Source organism: Photobacterium aquimaris (assembly GCF_002954455.1).
Taxonomy (GTDB): Bacteria; Pseudomonadota; Gammaproteobacteria; order Enterobacterales; family Vibrionaceae; genus Photobacterium; species Photobacterium aquimaris.
In genome coordinates this window covers 82,283-101,361 of the sequence record NZ_MSCC01000001.1, presented here as the reverse complement: position 1 = coordinate 101,361, position 19,079 = coordinate 82,283, and the positions used below count along the sequence as shown (strand labels likewise).

Here is a 19,079-nt window from a genome sequence, read left to right as displayed (position 1 = left end):
ATCTAACATTTAGCGTTAATTGTCTTTATAGGATGTTAGGAGTACGCATGGAGTTCAGTGTCAAAAGCGGTAGCCCCGAAAAACAGCGCAGTGCGTGTATTGTCGTGGGCGTATTTGAGCCACGTCGCCTCTCTCCAATCGCGGAACAGTTAGACAAAATAAGTGATGGCTATATTAGCTCATTACTACGTCGTGGTGATCTTGAAGGAAAACCAGGACAGATGTTGCTATTACATCATGTTCCAAACGTATTGTCAGAACGTGTACTACTTGTTGGTTGTGGTAAAGAGCGTGAGCTTGATGAACGCCAGTATAAGCAAATCATCAAAAAAACCATTAGCACTCTTAATGAAACCGGTTCAATGGAAGCAGTATGTTTCCTTACTGAACTGCACGTTAAAGGTCGTGATACCTACTGGAAAGTACGTCAAGCAGTAGAAACCACCAAAGATAGCCTTTACACTTTTAACCAATTTAAAAGTAACAAGCCAGAGACGCGCCGTCCACTACGCAAATTAGTTTTTAATGTACCAACACGTCGCGAGCTGTCTTTAGGCGAACGCGCTATTGCTCATGGTCTTGCTATTTCTTCTGGCGTTAAAGCCAGTAAAGACCTTGGTAATATGCCACCTAACGTGGCAAACCCTGCTTATTTAGCCTCACAAGCACGTCGTTTAGCCGATGACTTTGAAACGGTAAGTACTAAAATCATTGGTGAACAAGAAATGGCAACCTTAGGTATGACCTCATACCTTGCTGTTGGCCAAGGTTCTAAAAATGAAGCCATGATGTCGGTGATTGAATATAAAGGTCACCCAGATCCAGATACCAAACCAATTGTATTGGTCGGTAAAGGCTTAACATTTGACTCAGGCGGTATTTCTATCAAGCCTGGTGCGCAAATGGACGAAATGAAGTACGACATGTGTGGTGCAGCTTCCGTGTTTGGTACCATGAAGGCACTGGCTAAATTAAACCTACCGATCAATGTCGTGGGTATTTTAGCGGGTTGTGAAAATATGCCAGGTGGCGGTGCTTACCGTCCAGGTGATATTTTAACGACCATGTCAGGTCAAACAGTTGAAGTGTTAAATACTGATGCTGAAGGCCGTTTAGTGTTATGTGATGCATTAACTTACGTTGAGCGTTTTGACCCTGAGTGTGTGGTTGATATTGCTACATTAACAGGTGCATGTGTGGTGGCACTTGGTCATCATATTAGTGGTTTAATGGGTAACCATAATCCATTAGCACATGAGTTAATTAATGCATCAGAGCAATCGGGCGATCGCGCTTGGCGTTTACCGATGAGTGATGAGTACCAAGAGCAAATTGCAAGTCCATTTGCAGATATGGCTAACCTAGGTACACCGGGGGCAGGTACGATCACTGCAGCTTGCTTCTTATCACGCTTTACTAAGAAGTATAATTGGGCTCACCTAGATATTGCTGGTACTGCTTGGAAAGGTGGTGCAGCGAAAGGGTCAACTGGACGTCCAGTGCCATTGCTGGTCCAATTCCTTCTCAATCGAGCAGGCCAAGAGATTGTCGAATAAGACACTCAGAAAAGGGCCTTTGGCCCTTTTCTTTTAGGACATTAATTTATGACTCATGCTACGTTTTATATATTAGATGATAATCAAGATGGTGCTGATAGCGATTTTCAGTGGCATTTTGCTTGTCGTTGCGCAGCCATGAGTTACCGTCAAGGATTACGGGTTTATTTACTTGCAGCAAACAAACAACAAGCAGAACAAATAGATGAATATCTATGGCAACAAGATCCTGACAGCTTTGTCCCACACAATTTAATTGGTGAAGGACCAAGAGGCGGATCGCCGGTTGAAATTGGTTGGCCCGGTTTACGCTATAGCGGACACCGCGCAGTATTAATTAATTTAGCCGAAATTGTCGCAAATTTTGCGGTTAGCTTTGCACAAGTGGTAGACTTTGTCCCTTGCGATGAAACGCTCAAACAGCAGGCGCGTGAACGTTACAAGGCCTATCGCCTTGCTGGCATTCAAATTACGACTGCCAATGCTGTTACTGAGACGCCTTAATTCCACATAGAATCCTTCTAAGAGCGCTATGGAAAAGACATACAACCCACAATCAATTGAACAAGCGCTATATCAGCGCTGGGAAGAGGCTGGCTACTTTAAGCCTCATGGTGATACATCTAAAGATGCTTACAGCATTATGATCCCGCCACCAAACGTCACAGGTAGCCTACACATGGGCCACGCGTTCCAAGATACCATTATGGATACCTTGATTCGTTGTGAGCGTATGAAAGGTAAAAACACCCTATGGCAGGTTGGTACTGACCACGCAGGTATTGCTACCCAAATGGTTGTGGAGCGTAAGATCGCTGCTGAAGAAGGCAAAACTAAACATGACTACGGTCGTGATGCTTTCATCGATAAGATCTGGGAATGGAAAAACGAATCTGGTGGCACGATCACCAAACAGCTTCGTCGTCTTGGCGCATCAGTAGACTGGGATCGTGAGCGCTTCACGATGGATGACGGTCTATCCAATGCCGTTCAAGAAGTTTTCGTTCGTCTATACCAAGAAGATCTTCTTTACCGCGGTAAGCGTCTAGTTAACTGGGATCCTAAGCTACACACAGCAATCTCAGATCTAGAAGTTGAAAACAAAGATAAAAAAGGCCACATGTGGCACTTCCGTTACCCTCTTGCTGATGGCGTACAAACAGCCGATGGTAAAGACTACATTGTGGTAGCAACAACGCGTCCAGAAACAATGCTGGGTGATACTGGTGTTGCTGTTAACCCTGAAGATCCACGTTACAAAGATCTGATCGGTAAAGAAATCATTCTACCTATCGTTGGCCGTCGCATTCCTATCGTAGGTGATGAGCACGCAGACATGGATAAAGGTACGGGTTGTGTGAAAATCACTCCTGCTCACGATTTCAATGACTACGAAGTAGGTAAGCGTCATAGCCTACCGATGATCAACATCCTAACCTTCAATGCTGATATTCGTGATGCTGCAGAAGTATTCACTACCAATGGCGAACCAAGTGAAGCATACAGCACCGAGCTACCAGCGAAATACCAAGGTATGGAGCGTTTTGCAGCCCGTAAAGCTATCGTTGCTGAATTTGACGAGCTAGGCTTACTAGAAGAAATTAAAGATCATGATCTAACCATTCCTTATGGTGATCGTGGTGGCGTGGTTATTGAACCAATGCTAACTGACCAATGGTACGTTCGTGCAGCGCCGTTAGCAAAACCTGCTGTTGAAGCGGTTGAGAACGGCGATATTCAGTTCGTTCCTAAGCAATACGAAAACATGTACTTCGCTTGGATGCGTGATATTCAAGACTGGTGTATTTCACGTCAACTTTGGTGGGGTCACCGTATTCCAGCTTGGTACGACAACGATGGTAATGTTTACGTTGGCCGTAACGAAGCAGAAGTACGCGAAAAGCATAACCTAGCACCTGTTGTAGTTCTAAACCAAGACAACGACGTACTTGATACATGGTTCTCTTCAGCACTATGGACATTTGGTACGCAAGGCTGGCCAGAAAACACCGCTGATCTTCAAACCTTCCACCCATCTGATGTGTTGGTAACCGGTTTTGATATCATCTTCTTCTGGGTTGCGCGTATGATCATGATGACCATGCACTTCTGTAAAGATGAAGACGGCAAAGCACAAGTACCGTTTAAAACTGTTTACGTAACCGGTCTTATCCGTGACGAAAACGGCGATAAAATGTCTAAGTCTAAGGGTAACGTAATCGACCCTATCGACATGATCGACGGCATTGATCTTGAGTCTCTAGTTGAGAAGCGTTGTGGCAACATGATGCAACCACAACTTGCAGCTAAGATTGAAAAAGCGACCCGTAAGACATTTGAGAACGGTATTGAACCTTACGGTACCGATGCGCTACGTTTCACTCTTGCTGCTATGGCCTCTACTGGCCGTGACATCAACTGGGACATGAAGCGTCTTGAAGGTTACCGTAACTTCTGTAACAAGCTATGGAACGCAAGCCGTTACGTACTGATGAACACAGAAGATCAAGATTGTGGTTTTGCAGCAGGTAGCGAGCTTGAATACTCACTGGCTGATAAGTGGATTGAATCACAATTCCAACTAGCGGCAAAAGAATTCAATGCCCACATCGATAACTTCCGTCTAGATATGGCTGCGGGTGTACTTTATGAGTTCATCTGGAACCAATTCTGTGACTGGTACCTAGAGCTAACTAAACCTGTTCTATGGAAAGGCACTGAAGCACAACAACGTGCAACACGTCATACATTAATTACAGTATTAGAAAAGACATTACGTCTTGCGCACCCTGTATTACCTTACATTACTGAATCAATCTGGCAGAGCGTTAAGCCGCTAGTTGACGGTGTTGAAGGTGAAACCATCATGACTCAGGCATTGCCTCAGTTTGATGAAGCGCAATTTGATCAAGCAGCGATCACTGACATTGAGTTTGTTAAAGCGTTTATCACTAGTATTCGTAACCTACGTGCAGAATACGATATCGCACCAAGCAAGCCATTATCAGTCATGCTAAAAGTCGCTGATGCTGCTGATACTGCACGCGTTGAAGCAAACCTGACAGTACTGAAATCTCTAGCAAAACTAGAAGAAGTGAAAGTATTGGCTGACGGTGAAGCAACACCTGCTTGTGCAACAGCACTTGTGGGTAAATCTGAATTGATGATCCCAATGGCGGGTTTGATCGATAAAGATGCTGAACTGGCACGTTTAGACAAAGAAATCGCGAAAATGGAAGGCGAAATCAAACGCACTTCTGGCAAGCTAAGTAACGAAGGTTTCGTTGCTAAAGCACCTGAAATCGTGATCACTAAAGAGCGTGAAAAGCTAGCTGGTTATGAAGAGACATTGGTTAAACTGACAGAGCAGAAAGCAACGATTGCTGCGCTATAAGTATTAACTACGATCTAACAATAAAAACCGACGTTTCGACGTCGGTTTTTTATAATTAAAAATCAAGTATTACTAAAAAACCCTCTACCGTAATTAATCATTGCTGAAATATAAATAACCCGCTATTGTTAATGCTAATCATTCGCATTTGACTAAGTTAACCTAGAGGGTATTAACGTGAAAAAAACCATTAGCTTTGCTGTTATTCATTTTACGGTCGCTTTTAGCATCGCTTATATTCTCACTGGTGATATTCTCATTGGTAGTTTAATTGCAATGATTGAACCTATGGTCAATACCGTGGCTTTTTATTTTCATGAACAAACATGGCAGCGCCCAACACTGACATCATCACGCTTTAGTGCCCCACATTACAAGACTATCAGTTTTGCTGTATTACATTTTAGTGTCGCTTTTGGGGTCGTATATTTACTGACTGGCGATATCGTTATTGGTAGCATCATGGCAATGATTGAACCTGCAATTAATACTCTAGCTTATTATTTTCATGAAAGAATATGGCAACGACACACGACTCCAACTAAAGATTCGACTTGGTTTGATCATCTTAGTTGTAAACATTAACGATCAAACATAAATACAATAGACGAATTTAAGACAAAAAAACCGACGTAAAATACATCGGTTTTTAAGTTTAAATAATCCAATAAATTAGTAACTTTGCTTTAAGTGATAGACTCGCAAACCTTGCACCACTTCATCATAGCTCGCAGAACCAATGTATTTAATTTGGCGTTGGTGCTCAGGTACTAACGTAAAACTTGAATCTTCAAATCGCCCTTCACCTTCAAATTCCAAATGCACAAAAAAGGCGGGTTTACTGCTACTTAGCATCACCACGATCTCATTATTGTGCTCAGCAACTTCAAAGCGTAAATCAGGGCACGCTAGCTCACAGTACTTAGGACGCGCTGGCAACCAGGTGTTTTCAATCAATTGTTGACCACTATGCAAATGGACATGGAAAAAGCCATCTTGTTCATGACCGTCTAAATCTTCATTGAGCCACTCCCATACCACTTTGGTTGAGTCAGTTGCTAAATATTGAGTAATCGGTTCACGATAAAGGATTTCCCCTTCCCAACTTTGCCACACCACTTCGCCTTTTAGCTCGGTATTTTTACGGCCATCATTGACTAAATGTAGCTTCAGCCCTTGTTGATCACGGGTAAACGTCGCCATTTGTGGGGCGAAAAAGCGTCGAGCATGGTAATGCAATTGCTTCCAACGACCGCTGTACTCTAATGATGACCACGAGCTCACAGGCCAACAATCATTTAATTGCCAAAATAGCATGCCACGATTAATCGGTTTTTGTGTACGCCAATATTCAGCGGCTGTTTTGACCGCTAATGCTTGTTGCACTTGCGATAAATACAACATATTGACAAACCCATTTGGAAAACGGAAATAACGGGTAAACATCTCAGTAATGATCGAATTACCATTATTGCTTTTTTGGTGGCTTTCAAAACTTGGTGAGCTAATATTCCAATCTTGTTCAGGCAAATAACTTTTAACCGTTGGCAATGATGGCCAAGATTGAAAACCAAATTCAGAACAAAAACGTGGCGTCACCTGCAAGTAAGCATCAAATTCTTTGCCACTGTCCCACACATCCCAACAATGCATATCGCCCCGTTGCGGATCATGATGCCAAGTGTCGATAATATCCAACTCGCCATTACACGGTGAGCTCGCCCAAAAACGTCGAGAGGGATCTTCACGCTCAACCACTTCAGCTAAAGTTCGGTTTAAACGATCATAATTAATCAGATGTTTTTCGCGGTGCTGACGCGATTCAGGATCACGGTTTATTGCACCTAACACTTCATTATCACCACACCATAAAACTAAGCTTGGGTGATCTTTTAAACGCCGAACTTGAAACTCAACTTCTTGCTCAACTTCAGCAATAAAATCTGGCGTTGATGGATACAATGCATTGGCAAACATCAGATCTTGCCAAACAAGTAACCCTAATTCATCACACAGGTTATAAAAGATATCTTTTTCATACATACCACCGCCCCATACACGTAACATGTTCATATTGGCGGCAGTAGCATCGGTAAGTAAACTACGATAACGCTGCTCTGTCATACGCGCAGGCATGGCATCAAGTGGAATCCAATTCGCACCACGAGCTGAAATGGGCACATCATTGACCATCACCACCATGCTTTGACCATACTCATCATCTTCAGTGACAAGTTCTAATTTACGCAGGCCAATTTGCTTGGTGATGGCAACTCCATCAGCTTCTAGGGCTAACTTATATAATTGCTGTTTGCCGTATCCCGCTGGCCACCACTGACGAGGGTTATCAATACGGAAAATAACACTGGCTTTGGTTGATTCGCGATCAAGCGTAAGGTGGAATGTCTGACCATCAAAAGTTACTGCAGCATTAGCAAGTCCTTTTTCAGACACAACCTCATAATGTAATGTAACCGCTAATTCACACCCTTGCTGATGCCATTTCTGTTTGGTGGCTAAATGGCTAATACGAACATGCTCAATCGGCTGCAGCACAATATCGCCATAAACCCCCAATACTGACAAACAAATACTCCAATCCCAACCACTATGAAATTGCGGTTTACGCAGCGTATTCATAAATGGAATTTGGTTATTACCTTCAGCCCAAGGCAACGGGAATGGTAATTTATCAGCACAATTTTTCGCAGCTAAATCAGCACGATGCAATACAATTTCAATTCGGTTGGCTCCAACTTGCAGACAACTTAATACATCCACTTTATGACGCATGAACATATTATTAAAATCGGCAACAGTGTGGCCATTAATACGAATTTCAGCAACCGTATCCAGCTGTTCCAATACCAAATCCATGGCATTGCAGGTTAACTGCTCGGCTGTTAATTCAAAGTGGCGGCTGACAATCCAGTCGCACTCACCAACCCACTGAACTGTTTTTTCATTGGTTGCCCAATAAGGATCAGGGATCTCTCCAGCTGCATATAATGCAGAGTGAACATCACCCGGCAAATTAATATGAAGGTCTTGAATTGCTGAACGTTGAACACACGCAAGCAACCACTGGCCATTAAGTGAGATTGTCATCAATCACTCCAATACTGAATTATTCAGTATGATTTAAATGTATGAGGATAATTGGAAAGATTTACACGCGTTGTGATTACAGACAGTGATCACAAGTAAATTTCTATCATGTTATTGATATCAAAGCCAAAAAGTAGAAAAAGCCAGCAAAATGCCGGCTTTTAAGAACAGAGTGATATTATGACGATTTATTCTTCGTCTTCATTCTCTTCTTCATCATCTTCGTCAGATTCGAAGTAAGTACCCCAACCGTCATAATCGATGTTGTGCTTTTCAGCCAGTTTAATTAGCTTTTCAGCTTGCTCATCAATTAATTCTGCGTTTAGAGCTGATTCCATTACGGCATCAAAACATACAACTTTGCCGCCGCCATCTTCAGGATCAAGCTCAAGCTCTTCTGCTTCTAAAACATTAAAACCAAGTTTAAATGCTTCAACGGCAGCCGCTTCTAGCTCTTCAAAGGTGTCTGCAGAGAAATGGTGCTCAATAGTGTAAAGCGCCTCTGGCTCACTGCCATCTTCAAGTAATGCGGCAATAATTTCGCGCGTTTCTTCTTTTTGCTCTGCAATCAATTCTGCGTAAGACATGGTATCACTCCACCTATGGAATAAATTTGCTGGCAAATATCGCATGGTTTGCACTCAATTACCATATGTTACGTGTATACCAGACCTAAATTGATCTTAAGCAACCATTAATCAATTAAGGTTAAACCACTAAATACTCATTGGAATGCATATATAGAGATACTCTCATGAGTAACTTTTATGTGGGTTCTGAAATAGGTCAACTACGCCGCGTACTCATTCATCGTCCAGAGCGTGCTTTAAATAATCTTTTTACTCGTGATACCTCATGTTGGGTTTATGGCGGTGTGTCTATTAACCCGATGGCTAAAGAAGTACGTCAGCGTGAAACCAACCATTTGCGCGCTATTTACCGCTGGCATCCAACCTTTGCTGGCCAATATTTCCGTCGCGTGGTGCCAAGCCCACAACCGATTGGCATTGTTGAATGTGATGCGCTCGAAACCCTAATCAAAAGAAACCATTTAGTAATTTGTACTAGTGGTGATGGCATTCTGGTTAAACGTGAAAACAACAAATTGGTTGGTGTTGAAGCTGTGATTGATAAAGACATGTCAGCCACTTATCTCGCCAAGCAATTAAATGCTGATGCACTGATTATCTTGACAAATGCCGACGCGGTTTATCTTGATTGGGGTAAATATTATTGTAGACAAGCAGAATAACCATTCACAAATAACGAAAAATAAGATACACATATCATCAACATTGATCATTATCGAGTAACTCCACCATAACATCAAGATTCAGTCGAAGAGATACTGAACCTTAAGAGGGATACATCATGGCTTTTAATCTTCGTAATCGTAACTTCCTAAAATTACTTGATTTCACTCCTCGTGAGATTCAACATTTACTTGAGCTTTCGGCTGAATTAAAAAAAGCAAAATACAATGGTTATGAACAACCACGCCTTAAAGGTAAAAACATTGCGTTGATCTTTGAAAAAACCTCAACCCGTACTCGATGCGCATTTGAAGTCGCTGCTTTTGACCAAGGTGCTCAAGTTTCTTATTTAGGCCCTTCTGGCTCTCAGATTGGCCATAAAGAATCAATGAAAGACACCGCTCGCGTTTTAGGTCGAATGTACGATGGTATTGAGTATCGTGGCTTTGGACAGGCCATCGTTGAAGAGCTTGGTGCCTACGCTGGTGTGCCAGTATGGAATGGTTTAACCGATGAGTTCCACCCTACGCAGATTCTAGCTGACTTTCTAACTATGCAAGAACACGGCCGTGGCAAAGCATTGCACCAAATGTCATTTGCTTACCTTGGCGATGCACGCAATAACATGGGTAACTCATTGATGGTTGGTGCTGCGAAAATGGGGATGGATATTCGTCTAGTGGCACCAAAAACATTTTGGCCTGATGCTGAACTTGTTGCTCAATGCCGTGAAATTGCAGCTGAAACTGGCGCTAAAATCACCATGACAGAAGATGTGCAAGAAGGCGTTCAGGGCTGTGACTTCCTTTACACTGATGTATGGGTATCAATGGGCGAAGCTAAAGAAGCATGGGCAGAGCGAATTAATTTAATGCTTCCATATCAAGTCAACATGGCAATGTTAAAAGCGACAGGGAATCCACATGTGAAATTTATGCACTGTTTACCCGCTTTTCATGGTGAAGATACCGTTGTTGGTAAAGAATTAGCTCAAGCGTATCCAGTATTATCAAAAGGGGTTGAAGTGACTGATGAAGTAATTGAATCATCACATTCAATTGTATTTGATGAGGCTGAAAACCGTATGCATACCATTAAAGCGGTAATGGTAGCGACACTCGGCAACTAAACACTCAAGCTTAAATGCTATCGCTATAATTCTACTGCCGCTCACTTGAGCGGCTGTTGCATATTGTTTCAACCATGTTTTTTAACACCAAACAAAAAACTTTTAATTTCAAGCATATAAACAGAAATAAACGTTACAATACCAACTCTATAATTGCATAAAAATCCATCCATTGAATAGTTAACGCAAACGCTTGCGCCATAAGAAATAGACGGTATAATCCTTGCAATTTGCCCAGCAAGAGATAAAAAATGAAACCTGCCATCACCGCAAAATTAAGCTGCTTTAATCATCCTTTGATGATGGTTGGTTATTTTATTTTTACTATTTTTCAAAAAAGCCTCCTTTAAGTAGGGGGCTTTTTTTGCCTAAAATTTAGCAACACCAAAAATTCAATTTAATCACACCATCATAGGGAAAGAAGCCATGGCTAATTCGCTGTTTAAAAAGCATATTATTTCCATCCCCGAGCTTAATCGTGCTGAACTAGAGCTTATTGTTGATACTGCTGCAAGACTAAAAGCGGAGCCAAACCCAACCTTACTGCAAAATAAAGTCATTGCCAGTTGCTTCTTTGAACCTTCAACCCGTACCCGTCTTTCTTTTGAAACGGCTATCCAACGCCTAGGCGGTACTGTGGTCGGATTTGACTCTCCAGGAAACACTTCGCTTGCTAATAAAGGCGAGACATTATCGGATTCGGTACAGGTGATTACCTCTTATGTTGATGCATTTGTTATGCGTCATCCACAAGAAGGTGCTGCTCGGTTAGCCTCTGAATTTTCTAATGGTGTCCCGGTTATCAATGGTGGTGATGGCGCCAATCAACATCCAACCCAAACATTATTGGATCTGTTTACTATCTATGAAACTCAAGGTCGATTAGATGGAATTAATATTGCCTTTGTCGGTGATTTAAAATATGGCCGTACAGTGCATTCACTCACTCAAGCACTGTCAAAGTTTAATGATGTTAAATTCTTCTTCATCGCACCAGAAGTATTGGCAATGCCTGATTATATTTGCGAAGAATTAGATGATGCTGGAATTAGCTATAGCTTACACAGCAACATGGAAGATGTAATCCCTGAGCTCGATATTCTTTACATGACTCGTGTACAAAAAGAGCGTTTTGATGAGTCTGAATATGTACACATGAAAGCAGCTTATATCCTTACAGCGAGCATGCTAGACAACGCCCGTGACAATTTAAAGGTATTACATCCGCTACCACGGGTTGATGAAATTACGGTTGATGTTGATAAGACTAAGCATGCTTATTTCTTCCAACAAGCTGAAAATGGCATCTATGCACGTCAAGCGTTACTTGCACTTGTACTTAATGAAACCCTATAAGAGGAATGACGATCATGGTTAAAGAGACCCAACTCAAAGTTGAAGCAATTAAAAACGGCACCGTTATCGATCATATTCCTGCAAATGTTGGCATTAAAATCCTGAAATTATTTAATATTGACGGCACTAACGAACGCGTGACTATTGGTCTTAATTTACCGTCATCAGCATTAGGTGCTAAAGATCTGATCAAGATTGAAAATGTGTTTGTTAGCGAAGATCAGGCCAACCAATTAGCGCTTTACGCGCCAAAGGCCACTGTCAATCAAATTGAAAATTATGCTGTGGTAAAGAAACTTAACTTATCACTACCTGAATTTATCAGCACCATTTTTAAATGCCCAAATAGCAACTGTATTTCACATGGTGAACCGGTTAATAGTGGCTTTAAGGTATTGACTAAAAAAGCAGATATTCAATTAAAGTGTAAGTACTGCGAAAAAGTATTCTCACGCCAAATCGTGACTGAATCTAATAGCTAAAACAGACTATAACTTACCCAGTAATTAGTGATGACAACTAACTCAAACACGTCATTATTACTGGGTATTTTTTAGTAAAAAGTAATCTATAACGCAAACTAGCATTACATTACTATCATTCACTACAATAATTACCTATAACCTTTGTTATTTGGTGATAATGGTCATATCTCCGCTACATTATAATTGCCACCATTAGTATGCAACCGCACGCATCAATAGTACAAAATACAGCCTCACAATAACGACACCAATAATCTGTATTGTCCAATGCATTATTGATCCATACATTGCCAAGGAGTGCCCAAGCATGGATCTAAGCCTCTGCAATCGATCATTATTAGTTGAATATAGGTTTATTGCCCCCATATCAATCCATGGTTAAAGGTAATTATTACGCCTTTTAATGATCATAAATAGGATAACTTATGACAAAGATTCTTCATACAGAGCAAGCACCTGCAGCGATCGGTCCTTATGTACAAGGTGTTGATCTTGGTAGCATGGTAATGACATCTGGTCAGATTCCAGTAAACCCACTAACAGGTGAAGTTGCAGAAGATATTGTAGCTCAAACACGTCAATCATTAGATAACGTTAAAGCAGTTGTAGAAGCATCAGGCTTAGCTGTTGCTGATATCGTTAAGATGACGGTATTTGTTAAAGATCTGAATGATTTTGGTGCGGTTAATGAAGTATATGGTGCGTTCTTTGATGAACATAATGCGCCTTACCCAGCTCGTTCTTGTGTTGAAGTTGCGCGTCTACCTAAAGATGTGAAAATTGAAATTGAAGCGATTGCAGTACGTAAATAATGCTGAAATAGCGATCACGAGACTGAAATCAGTGATCGCTGTTTGCTACGACAACTAACGATATGTTTGCTCAGCAAGATCTAATACTTGTGCAAACCATGCTGTAAACAACTGTGGTGCCTGTTGCAATTGCAATTCTAATTCAGCCATCGACCACCAACGATATGCCATCACTTCAGCTGGATTAGGTGTAAACACCACCCCTTCACCATTAGCAATAAGCACATGATCCAATTCATGTTCGATCAATTGATGATCTAAATTAGCGAAATAACAAAAATCACCGATATCCGTTAAGCTAGTTGTTAAAGTAATGCCCATTTCTTCTTGTAAGCGACGTACACCAGCTTGATTCATCGTTTCCCCCTGACGAGGATGAGAACAACAAGTATTGGTCCACAACCCACCACTATGGTATTTCTCTAATGCGCGTTGGTGTAATAAATATTCACGTCCAGAAGCCGTATCACGGTAAAGCAATACAGAAAAGGCCAAATGCAGTGCACCATCACGGTGAGCTTGCATTTTTTCTTGTAAGCCAAGTTCATGGCCTTGCTTATCTACTAACACTACATATTCTTCAGTCATGATTATCTTCTATTTCTATCACTAAATACTGTTTATCGTTATTTACTAACAATAAAACAAAACAAGGACATGTTCATAAAACATGTCCTTGTTAATAACACTTATACTATCTGTTTTAATTATATTTACTAAGCATTAAATAGCCAAAATTAATGCTTATTGCGCTCCGCAACCTCTTGATCTAGTTCTTCTAATTTAGCGGCCATTATATTTCGGCTTTGGGTTAATAATTTACGCACATCTTCTTTTTCTAAACCCACGGTGCTAATCGGCTTCATTAGCTCAACAATCACCACACCGTTATTCCAACGGTTAAGTCTTACTTTATCGGTTGAACTACATACAATAGGTACAATCGGTACTTGGGCGCCAATTGCAGCATGAAATGCACCAGTTTTAAACGGTAATAAACCACGGCCTCGTGAGCGAGTACCTTCAGGAAACATCCATACAGACACTTTATTTTTTTTGATTTTTTCAACTACTTGACCAATAGTGCCTACCGCTTTACTGCGATTAGCACGATCAATAAGAATATTACCTGTGATCCAGTATAGCTGCCCAAACAATGGGATCCAGACTAAACTTTTTTTACCAACAGTCACGGTACGTTGCATAATTGCACCAGAAACAGTAAATAAATCATAAGTATTTTGATGGTTAGCAATATAAACTGCAGAGCCTACTTGCTCAGCACCATCAGCGTAGCGAATTTCAAGTTTAATCCCTAGTACACGTGACATCTTGCTAAACAGACGTCCAAAAGTATAAACATGTTTAGGATTACGTGGACTTAATAAACAATAACCACAGCCAAAGACAAAGGTTACGATGGCAAAAATTGCGATCGCAATCAGGCGTAAAATATAAATCATTCAAACATTCCTCAGCGAACAAGTGTGCGCTAGTATACCCACAGCAAGGAAAATTACACCTCTTATGTGGGTTAATACCTTAACCAACAGCACCACAACTTACGCAAATAAATCATTAAAAACCCCCAATAAATGAGGGTTCTGTTGTCTATATAACGAGTATTAATTCTCGATAACTTGCTCATCACTGAGTGTTTGTGGTGAGTCGATATCAATCTCAGTCACACGCTGTAATCCACGTGGTAACATCGATCCTCGGCGGCCTCGCTCACCTCGGAAGTTCTCTAGATCCGTTGGTTTTAAGCTTAACTTACGCTTACCTGCATACAAGGTAACATGGCTATCTGCAGTTAGAACGACCAAATAAGATAAGAATTCTTCGCGAGCTTTCGAGCGTACTGATGGAATATTGATGATCTTATTGCCCTTTCCTTTACCTAATTGCGGTAAGTCTTTAATCGGGAATAACAACATTCGACCTTCATTGGTGATCGCCAGAATTTGATCATTATTAAGATCAGCAACCGGTTGAGGCGGTAAAACCAATGCATTTTCAGGTACTGTTAATAAGGCTTTACCGCTCTTATTTTTAGATACCATATCACTGCTCTTACAGATAAAGCCATAACCTGCATCCGATGCCATAAGCCATAACTGATCATCTTCAGCCATCATAACTTGGCGCATATTCGTGCCTGGCGTTAAGTTTAAACGACCAGTAATAGGTTCGCCCTGGCTACGTGCAGATGGCAAACTATGTGATTCAAGCGCATAGCTGCGTCCATCAGAACCTAAGAATATGGCTGGTTGATTGCTCTTACCGCGAGCATGAGCAAGATAATTATCACCTGACTTATAATTTAGCGTCACAGGATCAACCTCGTGCCCTTTAGCATGACGAATCCAGCCTTTGTCTGACAGCACCACTGTGATTGCTTCACTTGGCAGTAAGTCACGTTCCGTCATCGCTTTAGCTTCTGCTCGCTCAACCAATGGTGAACGACGATCATCGCCGTACTTTTCAGCATCTGCGATAATTTCTTTTTTAATCAAGGTATTTAAACGACGCTCAGAACCTAGCAGCTTTTCAAGTTGATCGCGCTCTTTAGCTAATTCATCTAATTCACCACGGATCTTAATTTCTTCAAGCTTGGCTAACTGACGCAGTTTTATTTCTAAAATCGCATCGGCTTGAGTCACGGTTAAATCAAAACGTGACATTAACTCTGCTTTAGGATCATCTTCACTACGAATGATCTCAATCACTTCATCAATATTAAGGTAAGCTGCCAATAAACCTTCTAAAATATGTAAGCGAGCGATCACTTTATCAAGACGGTATTGCAAACGACGACGGACCGTACTACGACGATACTCAAGCCATTCTTTAATGATTGTCACCAAGCCTTTAACTTGTGGACGACCATCTAACCCAAGCATGTTAATGTTAGCCCGAAAACTTTTTTCTAAATCTGTTGAGGCAAACAAGTGATTCATCAACTGATCGCAATCAATACGATTAGTGCGTGGCACAATCACAATTCGAGTCGGATTTTCATGATCTGATTCATCACGCAAGTCTTCCACCATTGGTAGCTTTTTAGCGCGCATTTGCGCGGCAATTTGCTCCAATAGTTTAGCTCCTGATGTCTGATGTGGCAGCGCGGTAATAACAATATCACCATTCTCTTTATGCCAAATCGCGCGCATTTTTACACTACCACGGCCAGTGGCATACATCTTCTTTAAATCTGATTTTGAAGTGATGATCTCAGCTTCGGTAGGGTAATCAGGACCTTGAACAAATTCCATCAATTGATCAAGATCGGCACTTGGATTCTCGATCATGTGCACAGCAGCATTAGCGACTTCACGCACATTATGCGGTGGAATATCAGTTGCCATACCGACCGCGATACCTGTAATACCATTCAGTAAAATATGCGGCAGGCGTGCAGGTAACATTTTAGGCTCAAGCATAGTACCATCAAAGTTTGGTACCCAATCGGCAGTGCCTTGATTTATCTCTGAGAGTAATACTTCGGAAAAACGTGATAAACGTGATTCGGTATAACGCATTGCAGCAAAAGATTTCGGATCATCTGGTGCACCCCAGTTACCTTGACCGTCGACTAATGGATAGCGGTAGGAGAAAGGTTGTGCCATCAGCACCATCGCTTCATAACACGCCGAGTCACCGTGTGGATGGAATTTACCTAATACGTCACCAACTGTACGTGCTGATTTTTTATATTTTGCCGTCGCGTTCAAACCTAATTCAGACATCGCATAAATAATACGACGTTGTACTGGTTTTAAGCCATCACCAATAAAAGGCAAGGCACGATCCATGATCACATACATGGAGTAATTTAAATAAGCGTCTTCAGTAAACTTTCTAAGTGGAAGCTGTTCAACGCCATCCATAGAGACATCAGTCATCGTGAGATAATCCGTCTTAAATAATGCGATTCGGCAAACATAATGTTTGCCGATTTAAAAATAATATACGTGGAGGGAAATTACACTTCCGCCATATCGCCTTTACTTTGCAGCCAATGACGACGATCTTCTGCGCGTTTTTTACCAAGCAGCATATCCATCATTTCATTGGTTTCACTATCATCATCAATAGTAAGTTGCACCAAACGACGAGTATTAGGATCCATCGTAGTTTCACGCAATTGCAATGGGTTCATTTCACCCAGACCTTTAAAGCGCTGCACGTTAACCCTGCCTCGTTTACCACTTAGACGTTCAAGTATGGCATTTTTTTCCGCTTCATCCAGCGCATAAAATACCTCTTTACCTAAATCGATACGGTAAAGTGGCGGCATTGCAATGAACACATGCCCTGCACGCACTAAGGCTTCAAAGTGCTTCATAAATAAGGCACACAATAAGGTCGCAATGTGCAAACCATCGGAGTCCGCATCGGCAAGAACACAGATTTTACCGTAACGAAGACCGCTTAAATCACCACTGTCAGGATCAATACCCAATGCAATGGAAATATTATGAACTTCTTCTGATGCCAACACTTGGTCAGAGGAAACCTCCCAAGTATTTAATATCTTACCTCGTAACGGCATGATAGCTTGGAACATACGATCACGGGCTTGTTTAGCAGAACCACCCGCCGAGTCACCTTCGACTAAAAACAATTCAGTGCGATTTAAGTCTTGTTGTGAACAATCAGCTAATTTGCCCGGCAAAGCAGGCCCTGACGCTATTTTCTTGCGCACAACTTTCTTACTAGCGCGCATACGACGATGGGCATTAGCAATACAAACTTCGGCCAATAACTCAGCCAGTTGTGGACGCTCATTAAGCCATAAGCTAAAGGCATCTTTGACTACGCCAGCAACAAATGCCGCACATTGACGTGACGATAAACGCTCTTTAGTTTGACCGGCAAATTGTGGATCCTGCATTTTTACCGATAACACGTAAGCACAGCGATCCCAAATATCATCAGCCGTTAGTTTTACGCCTCGTGGTAATAAATTGCGGAATTCACAGAACTCACGCATCGCATCAAGTAAACCTTGGCGTAAACCATTAACGTGAGTACCACCTTGGGCGGTAGGAATCAGGTTAACGTAACTTTCAGTGATCAGTTCACCGCCTTCTGGCAACCATAGCAACGCCCAATCAGCGGCTTCAGTTGCACCACTAAAGACACCTGTAAATGGCTCTTCTGGCAATAATGTATAACCTTTAACACCTTCGGATAAATAATCTTTTAAACCATCCTCATAGCACCAACGTATTGTTTCATCGTTGATTTTATTAGTAAAAACAATTTCTAAACCAGGGCACAATACGGCCTTGGCTTTTAAATTGCTTTTAAGGCGTGTAACAGAAAACTTAGCGCTATCAAAGTATTTAGGGTTCGGCCAAAAATGAACTTTGGTGCCTTTTGCACGACGACCACAAGTACCAATGACTTCTAATTCAGAGACTTTATCGCCATTTTCAAATGCAATTTGATACACTTGACCATCACGTTTAACCGTGACTTCAACACGATTAGAAAGGGCGTTTACAACCGAAATACCTACCCCGTGTAAACCACCTGAAAATTGATAGTTTTTACCCGAGAATTTACCTCCGGCATGTAATTTACATAGAATAAGCTCAACCCCAGAAACACCTTCTTCTGGATGAATATCGACAGGCATACCACGACCATCATCAATCACTTCTAATGATTGATCGGCATGAAGAATGACTTCGACTTTACGAGCATGTCCAGCCAAGGCTTCATCGACACTGTTATCGATAACTTCTTGACCAAGGTGGTTAGGTCTTACCGTATCGGTATACATACCCGGACGGCGGCGTACTGGCTCAAGGCCATTTAGAACCTCAATGGCTCCGGCGTTATAGCTTTGATCTGTCATATCACGGAAATTTACGAGAAAATTTTGCAAACAATAGTCAGTAACCCTCGCGGTGTTGTCAAGCGAGAGTCAGCGGAAAACTCACATTCAGTGAGTCGGGTCTCTTTTCAGTCTTAC

General features: G+C 41.6%; 14 protein-coding genes and 1 pseudogene. 9 read left to right on the top strand and 6 right to left on the bottom strand.

Annotation, left to right across the window (positions count from 1 at the left end; all coding sequences use genetic code 11):
* Positions 1–47: 47 nt before the first annotated feature.
* The 4 genes from pepA (at position 48) to BTN98_RS00415 (ending at position 5,535) form a co-directional block, all read left to right on the top strand.
* A complete protein-coding gene (pepA, locus tag BTN98_RS00430; RefSeq protein WP_060998556.1) occupies positions 48–1,556 on the top strand; it encodes a leucyl aminopeptidase in 1,509 nt (502 codons plus the stop codon).
* Positions 1,557–1,604: 48 nt separating this feature from the next.
* Positions 1,605–2,060: a DNA polymerase III subunit chi gene (locus tag BTN98_RS00425; RefSeq protein ID WP_060998555.1), complete on the top strand. Its 456-nt coding sequence runs from the start codon at positions 1,605–1,607 to the stop codon at positions 2,058–2,060.
* A 28-nt stretch (positions 2,061–2,088) separates the two neighbouring features.
* Positions 2,089–4,950: a valine--tRNA ligase gene (locus BTN98_RS00420; RefSeq protein ID WP_060998554.1), complete on the top strand. Its 2,862-nt coding sequence runs from the start codon at positions 2,089–2,091 to the stop codon at positions 4,948–4,950.
* Positions 4,951–5,127: 177 nt separating this feature from the next.
* The gene (locus BTN98_RS00415) at positions 5,128–5,535 is read left to right on the top strand and encodes a DUF2061 domain-containing protein (protein WP_060998553.1); all 408 of its coding nucleotides are present in this window, start codon (positions 5,128–5,130) and stop codon (positions 5,533–5,535) included.
* Between the two features lie 87 nt (positions 5,536–5,622).
* Here the strand turns inward: BTN98_RS00415 and BTN98_RS00410 are convergent, their stop codons facing one another.
* Both BTN98_RS00410 and rraB read right to left on the bottom strand, forming a co-directional pair.
* The gene (locus BTN98_RS00410) at positions 5,623–8,058 is read right to left on the bottom strand and encodes a beta-mannosidase (protein WP_060998552.1); all 2,436 of its coding nucleotides are present in this window, start codon (positions 8,056–8,058) and stop codon (positions 5,623–5,625) included.
* Positions 8,059–8,246: 188 nt separating this feature from the next.
* Positions 8,247–8,645 (bottom strand): ribonuclease E inhibitor RraB, encoded by a 399-nt coding sequence (rraB, locus tag BTN98_RS00405; RefSeq protein ID WP_060998551.1) that lies wholly within the window; start codon positions 8,643–8,645, stop codon positions 8,247–8,249.
* Positions 8,646–8,884: 239 nt separating this feature from the next.
* Between rraB and BTN98_RS20555 the strand changes: the two are divergent.
* From BTN98_RS20555 to BTN98_RS00380, 5 genes and pseudogenes are all read left to right on the top strand, one after another.
* Positions 8,885–9,283 (top strand): annotated as a pseudogene (locus BTN98_RS20555) (arginine deiminase family protein); the annotation flags it as partial.
* Positions 9,284–9,429: 146 nt separating this feature from the next.
* Entirely contained in the window at positions 9,430–10,440 is a 1,011-nt protein-coding gene (locus BTN98_RS00395; RefSeq protein WP_060998550.1) for an ornithine carbamoyltransferase, read from the top strand.
* Positions 10,441–10,866: 426 nt separating this feature from the next.
* Complete coding sequence (gene pyrB, locus BTN98_RS00390; RefSeq protein WP_060998549.1) at positions 10,867–11,796, top strand: aspartate carbamoyltransferase; 930 nt, start codon at positions 10,867–10,869, stop codon at positions 11,794–11,796.
* Positions 11,797–11,810: 14 nt separating this feature from the next.
* Complete coding sequence (pyrI, locus tag BTN98_RS00385) at positions 11,811–12,278, top strand: aspartate carbamoyltransferase regulatory subunit (RefSeq protein WP_060998548.1); 468 nt, start codon at positions 11,811–11,813, stop codon at positions 12,276–12,278.
* A 428-nt stretch (positions 12,279–12,706) separates the two neighbouring features.
* Complete coding sequence (locus BTN98_RS00380; protein WP_060998547.1) at positions 12,707–13,093, top strand: Rid family detoxifying hydrolase; 387 nt, start codon at positions 12,707–12,709, stop codon at positions 13,091–13,093.
* Between the two features lie 54 nt (positions 13,094–13,147).
* Here BTN98_RS00380 and idi read toward each other — a convergent pair whose 3' ends face one another.
* From idi to parE, 4 genes are all read right to left on the bottom strand, one after another.
* Positions 13,148–13,681: an isopentenyl-diphosphate Delta-isomerase gene (idi, locus tag BTN98_RS00375; protein WP_060998546.1), complete on the bottom strand. Its 534-nt coding sequence runs from the start codon at positions 13,679–13,681 to the stop codon at positions 13,148–13,150.
* A gap of 149 nt (positions 13,682–13,830) precedes the next feature.
* A complete protein-coding gene (locus BTN98_RS00370; RefSeq protein ID WP_060998545.1) occupies positions 13,831–14,556 on the bottom strand; it encodes a 1-acylglycerol-3-phosphate O-acyltransferase in 726 nt (241 codons plus the stop codon).
* Positions 14,557–14,718: 162 nt separating this feature from the next.
* Entirely contained in the window at positions 14,719–16,998 is a 2,280-nt protein-coding gene (gene parC, locus BTN98_RS00365) for a DNA topoisomerase IV subunit A (protein WP_060998544.1), read from the bottom strand.
* A gap of 80 nt (positions 16,999–17,078) precedes the next feature.
* Positions 17,079–18,962, bottom strand: coding sequence for a DNA topoisomerase IV subunit B (gene parE, locus BTN98_RS00360; RefSeq protein ID WP_060998543.1), 1,884 nt, complete (start codon positions 18,960–18,962; stop codon positions 17,079–17,081).
* Positions 18,963–19,079 lie beyond the last annotated feature (117 nt).

Coding starts and splice junctions, on each gene's coding strand:
- rraB (WP_060998551.1), bottom strand. CDS start 8,645: ATGTCTTACGCAGAATTGATTGCAGAGCAAAAAGAAGAAACGCGCGAA.
- BTN98_RS00380 (WP_060998547.1), top strand. CDS start 12,707: ATGACAAAGATTCTTCATACAGAGCAAGCACCTGCAGCGATCGGTCCT.
- BTN98_RS00395 (WP_060998550.1), top strand. CDS start 9,430: ATGGCTTTTAATCTTCGTAATCGTAACTTCCTAAAATTACTTGATTTC.
- BTN98_RS00370 (WP_060998545.1), bottom strand. CDS start 14,556: ATGATTTATATTTTACGCCTGATTGCGATCGCAATTTTTGCCATCGTA.
- parC (WP_060998544.1), bottom strand. CDS start 16,998: ATGACTGATGTCTCTATGGATGGCGTTGAACAGCTTCCACTTAGAAAG.
- idi (WP_060998546.1), bottom strand. CDS start 13,681: ATGACTGAAGAATATGTAGTGTTAGTAGATAAGCAAGGCCATGAACTT.
- BTN98_RS00420 (WP_060998554.1), top strand. CDS start 2,089: ATGGAAAAGACATACAACCCACAATCAATTGAACAAGCGCTATATCAG.
- BTN98_RS00410 (WP_060998552.1), bottom strand. CDS start 8,058: ATGACAATCTCACTTAATGGCCAGTGGTTGCTTGCGTGTGTTCAACGT.
- pyrI (WP_060998548.1), top strand. CDS start 11,811: ATGGTTAAAGAGACCCAACTCAAAGTTGAAGCAATTAAAAACGGCACC.
- BTN98_RS00425 (WP_060998555.1), top strand. CDS start 1,605: ATGACTCATGCTACGTTTTATATATTAGATGATAATCAAGATGGTGCT.
- pepA (WP_060998556.1), top strand. CDS start 48: ATGGAGTTCAGTGTCAAAAGCGGTAGCCCCGAAAAACAGCGCAGTGCG.
- parE (WP_060998543.1), bottom strand. CDS start 18,962: ATGACAGATCAAAGCTATAACGCCGGAGCCATTGAGGTTCTAAATGGC.
- pyrB (WP_060998549.1), top strand. CDS start 10,867: ATGGCTAATTCGCTGTTTAAAAAGCATATTATTTCCATCCCCGAGCTT.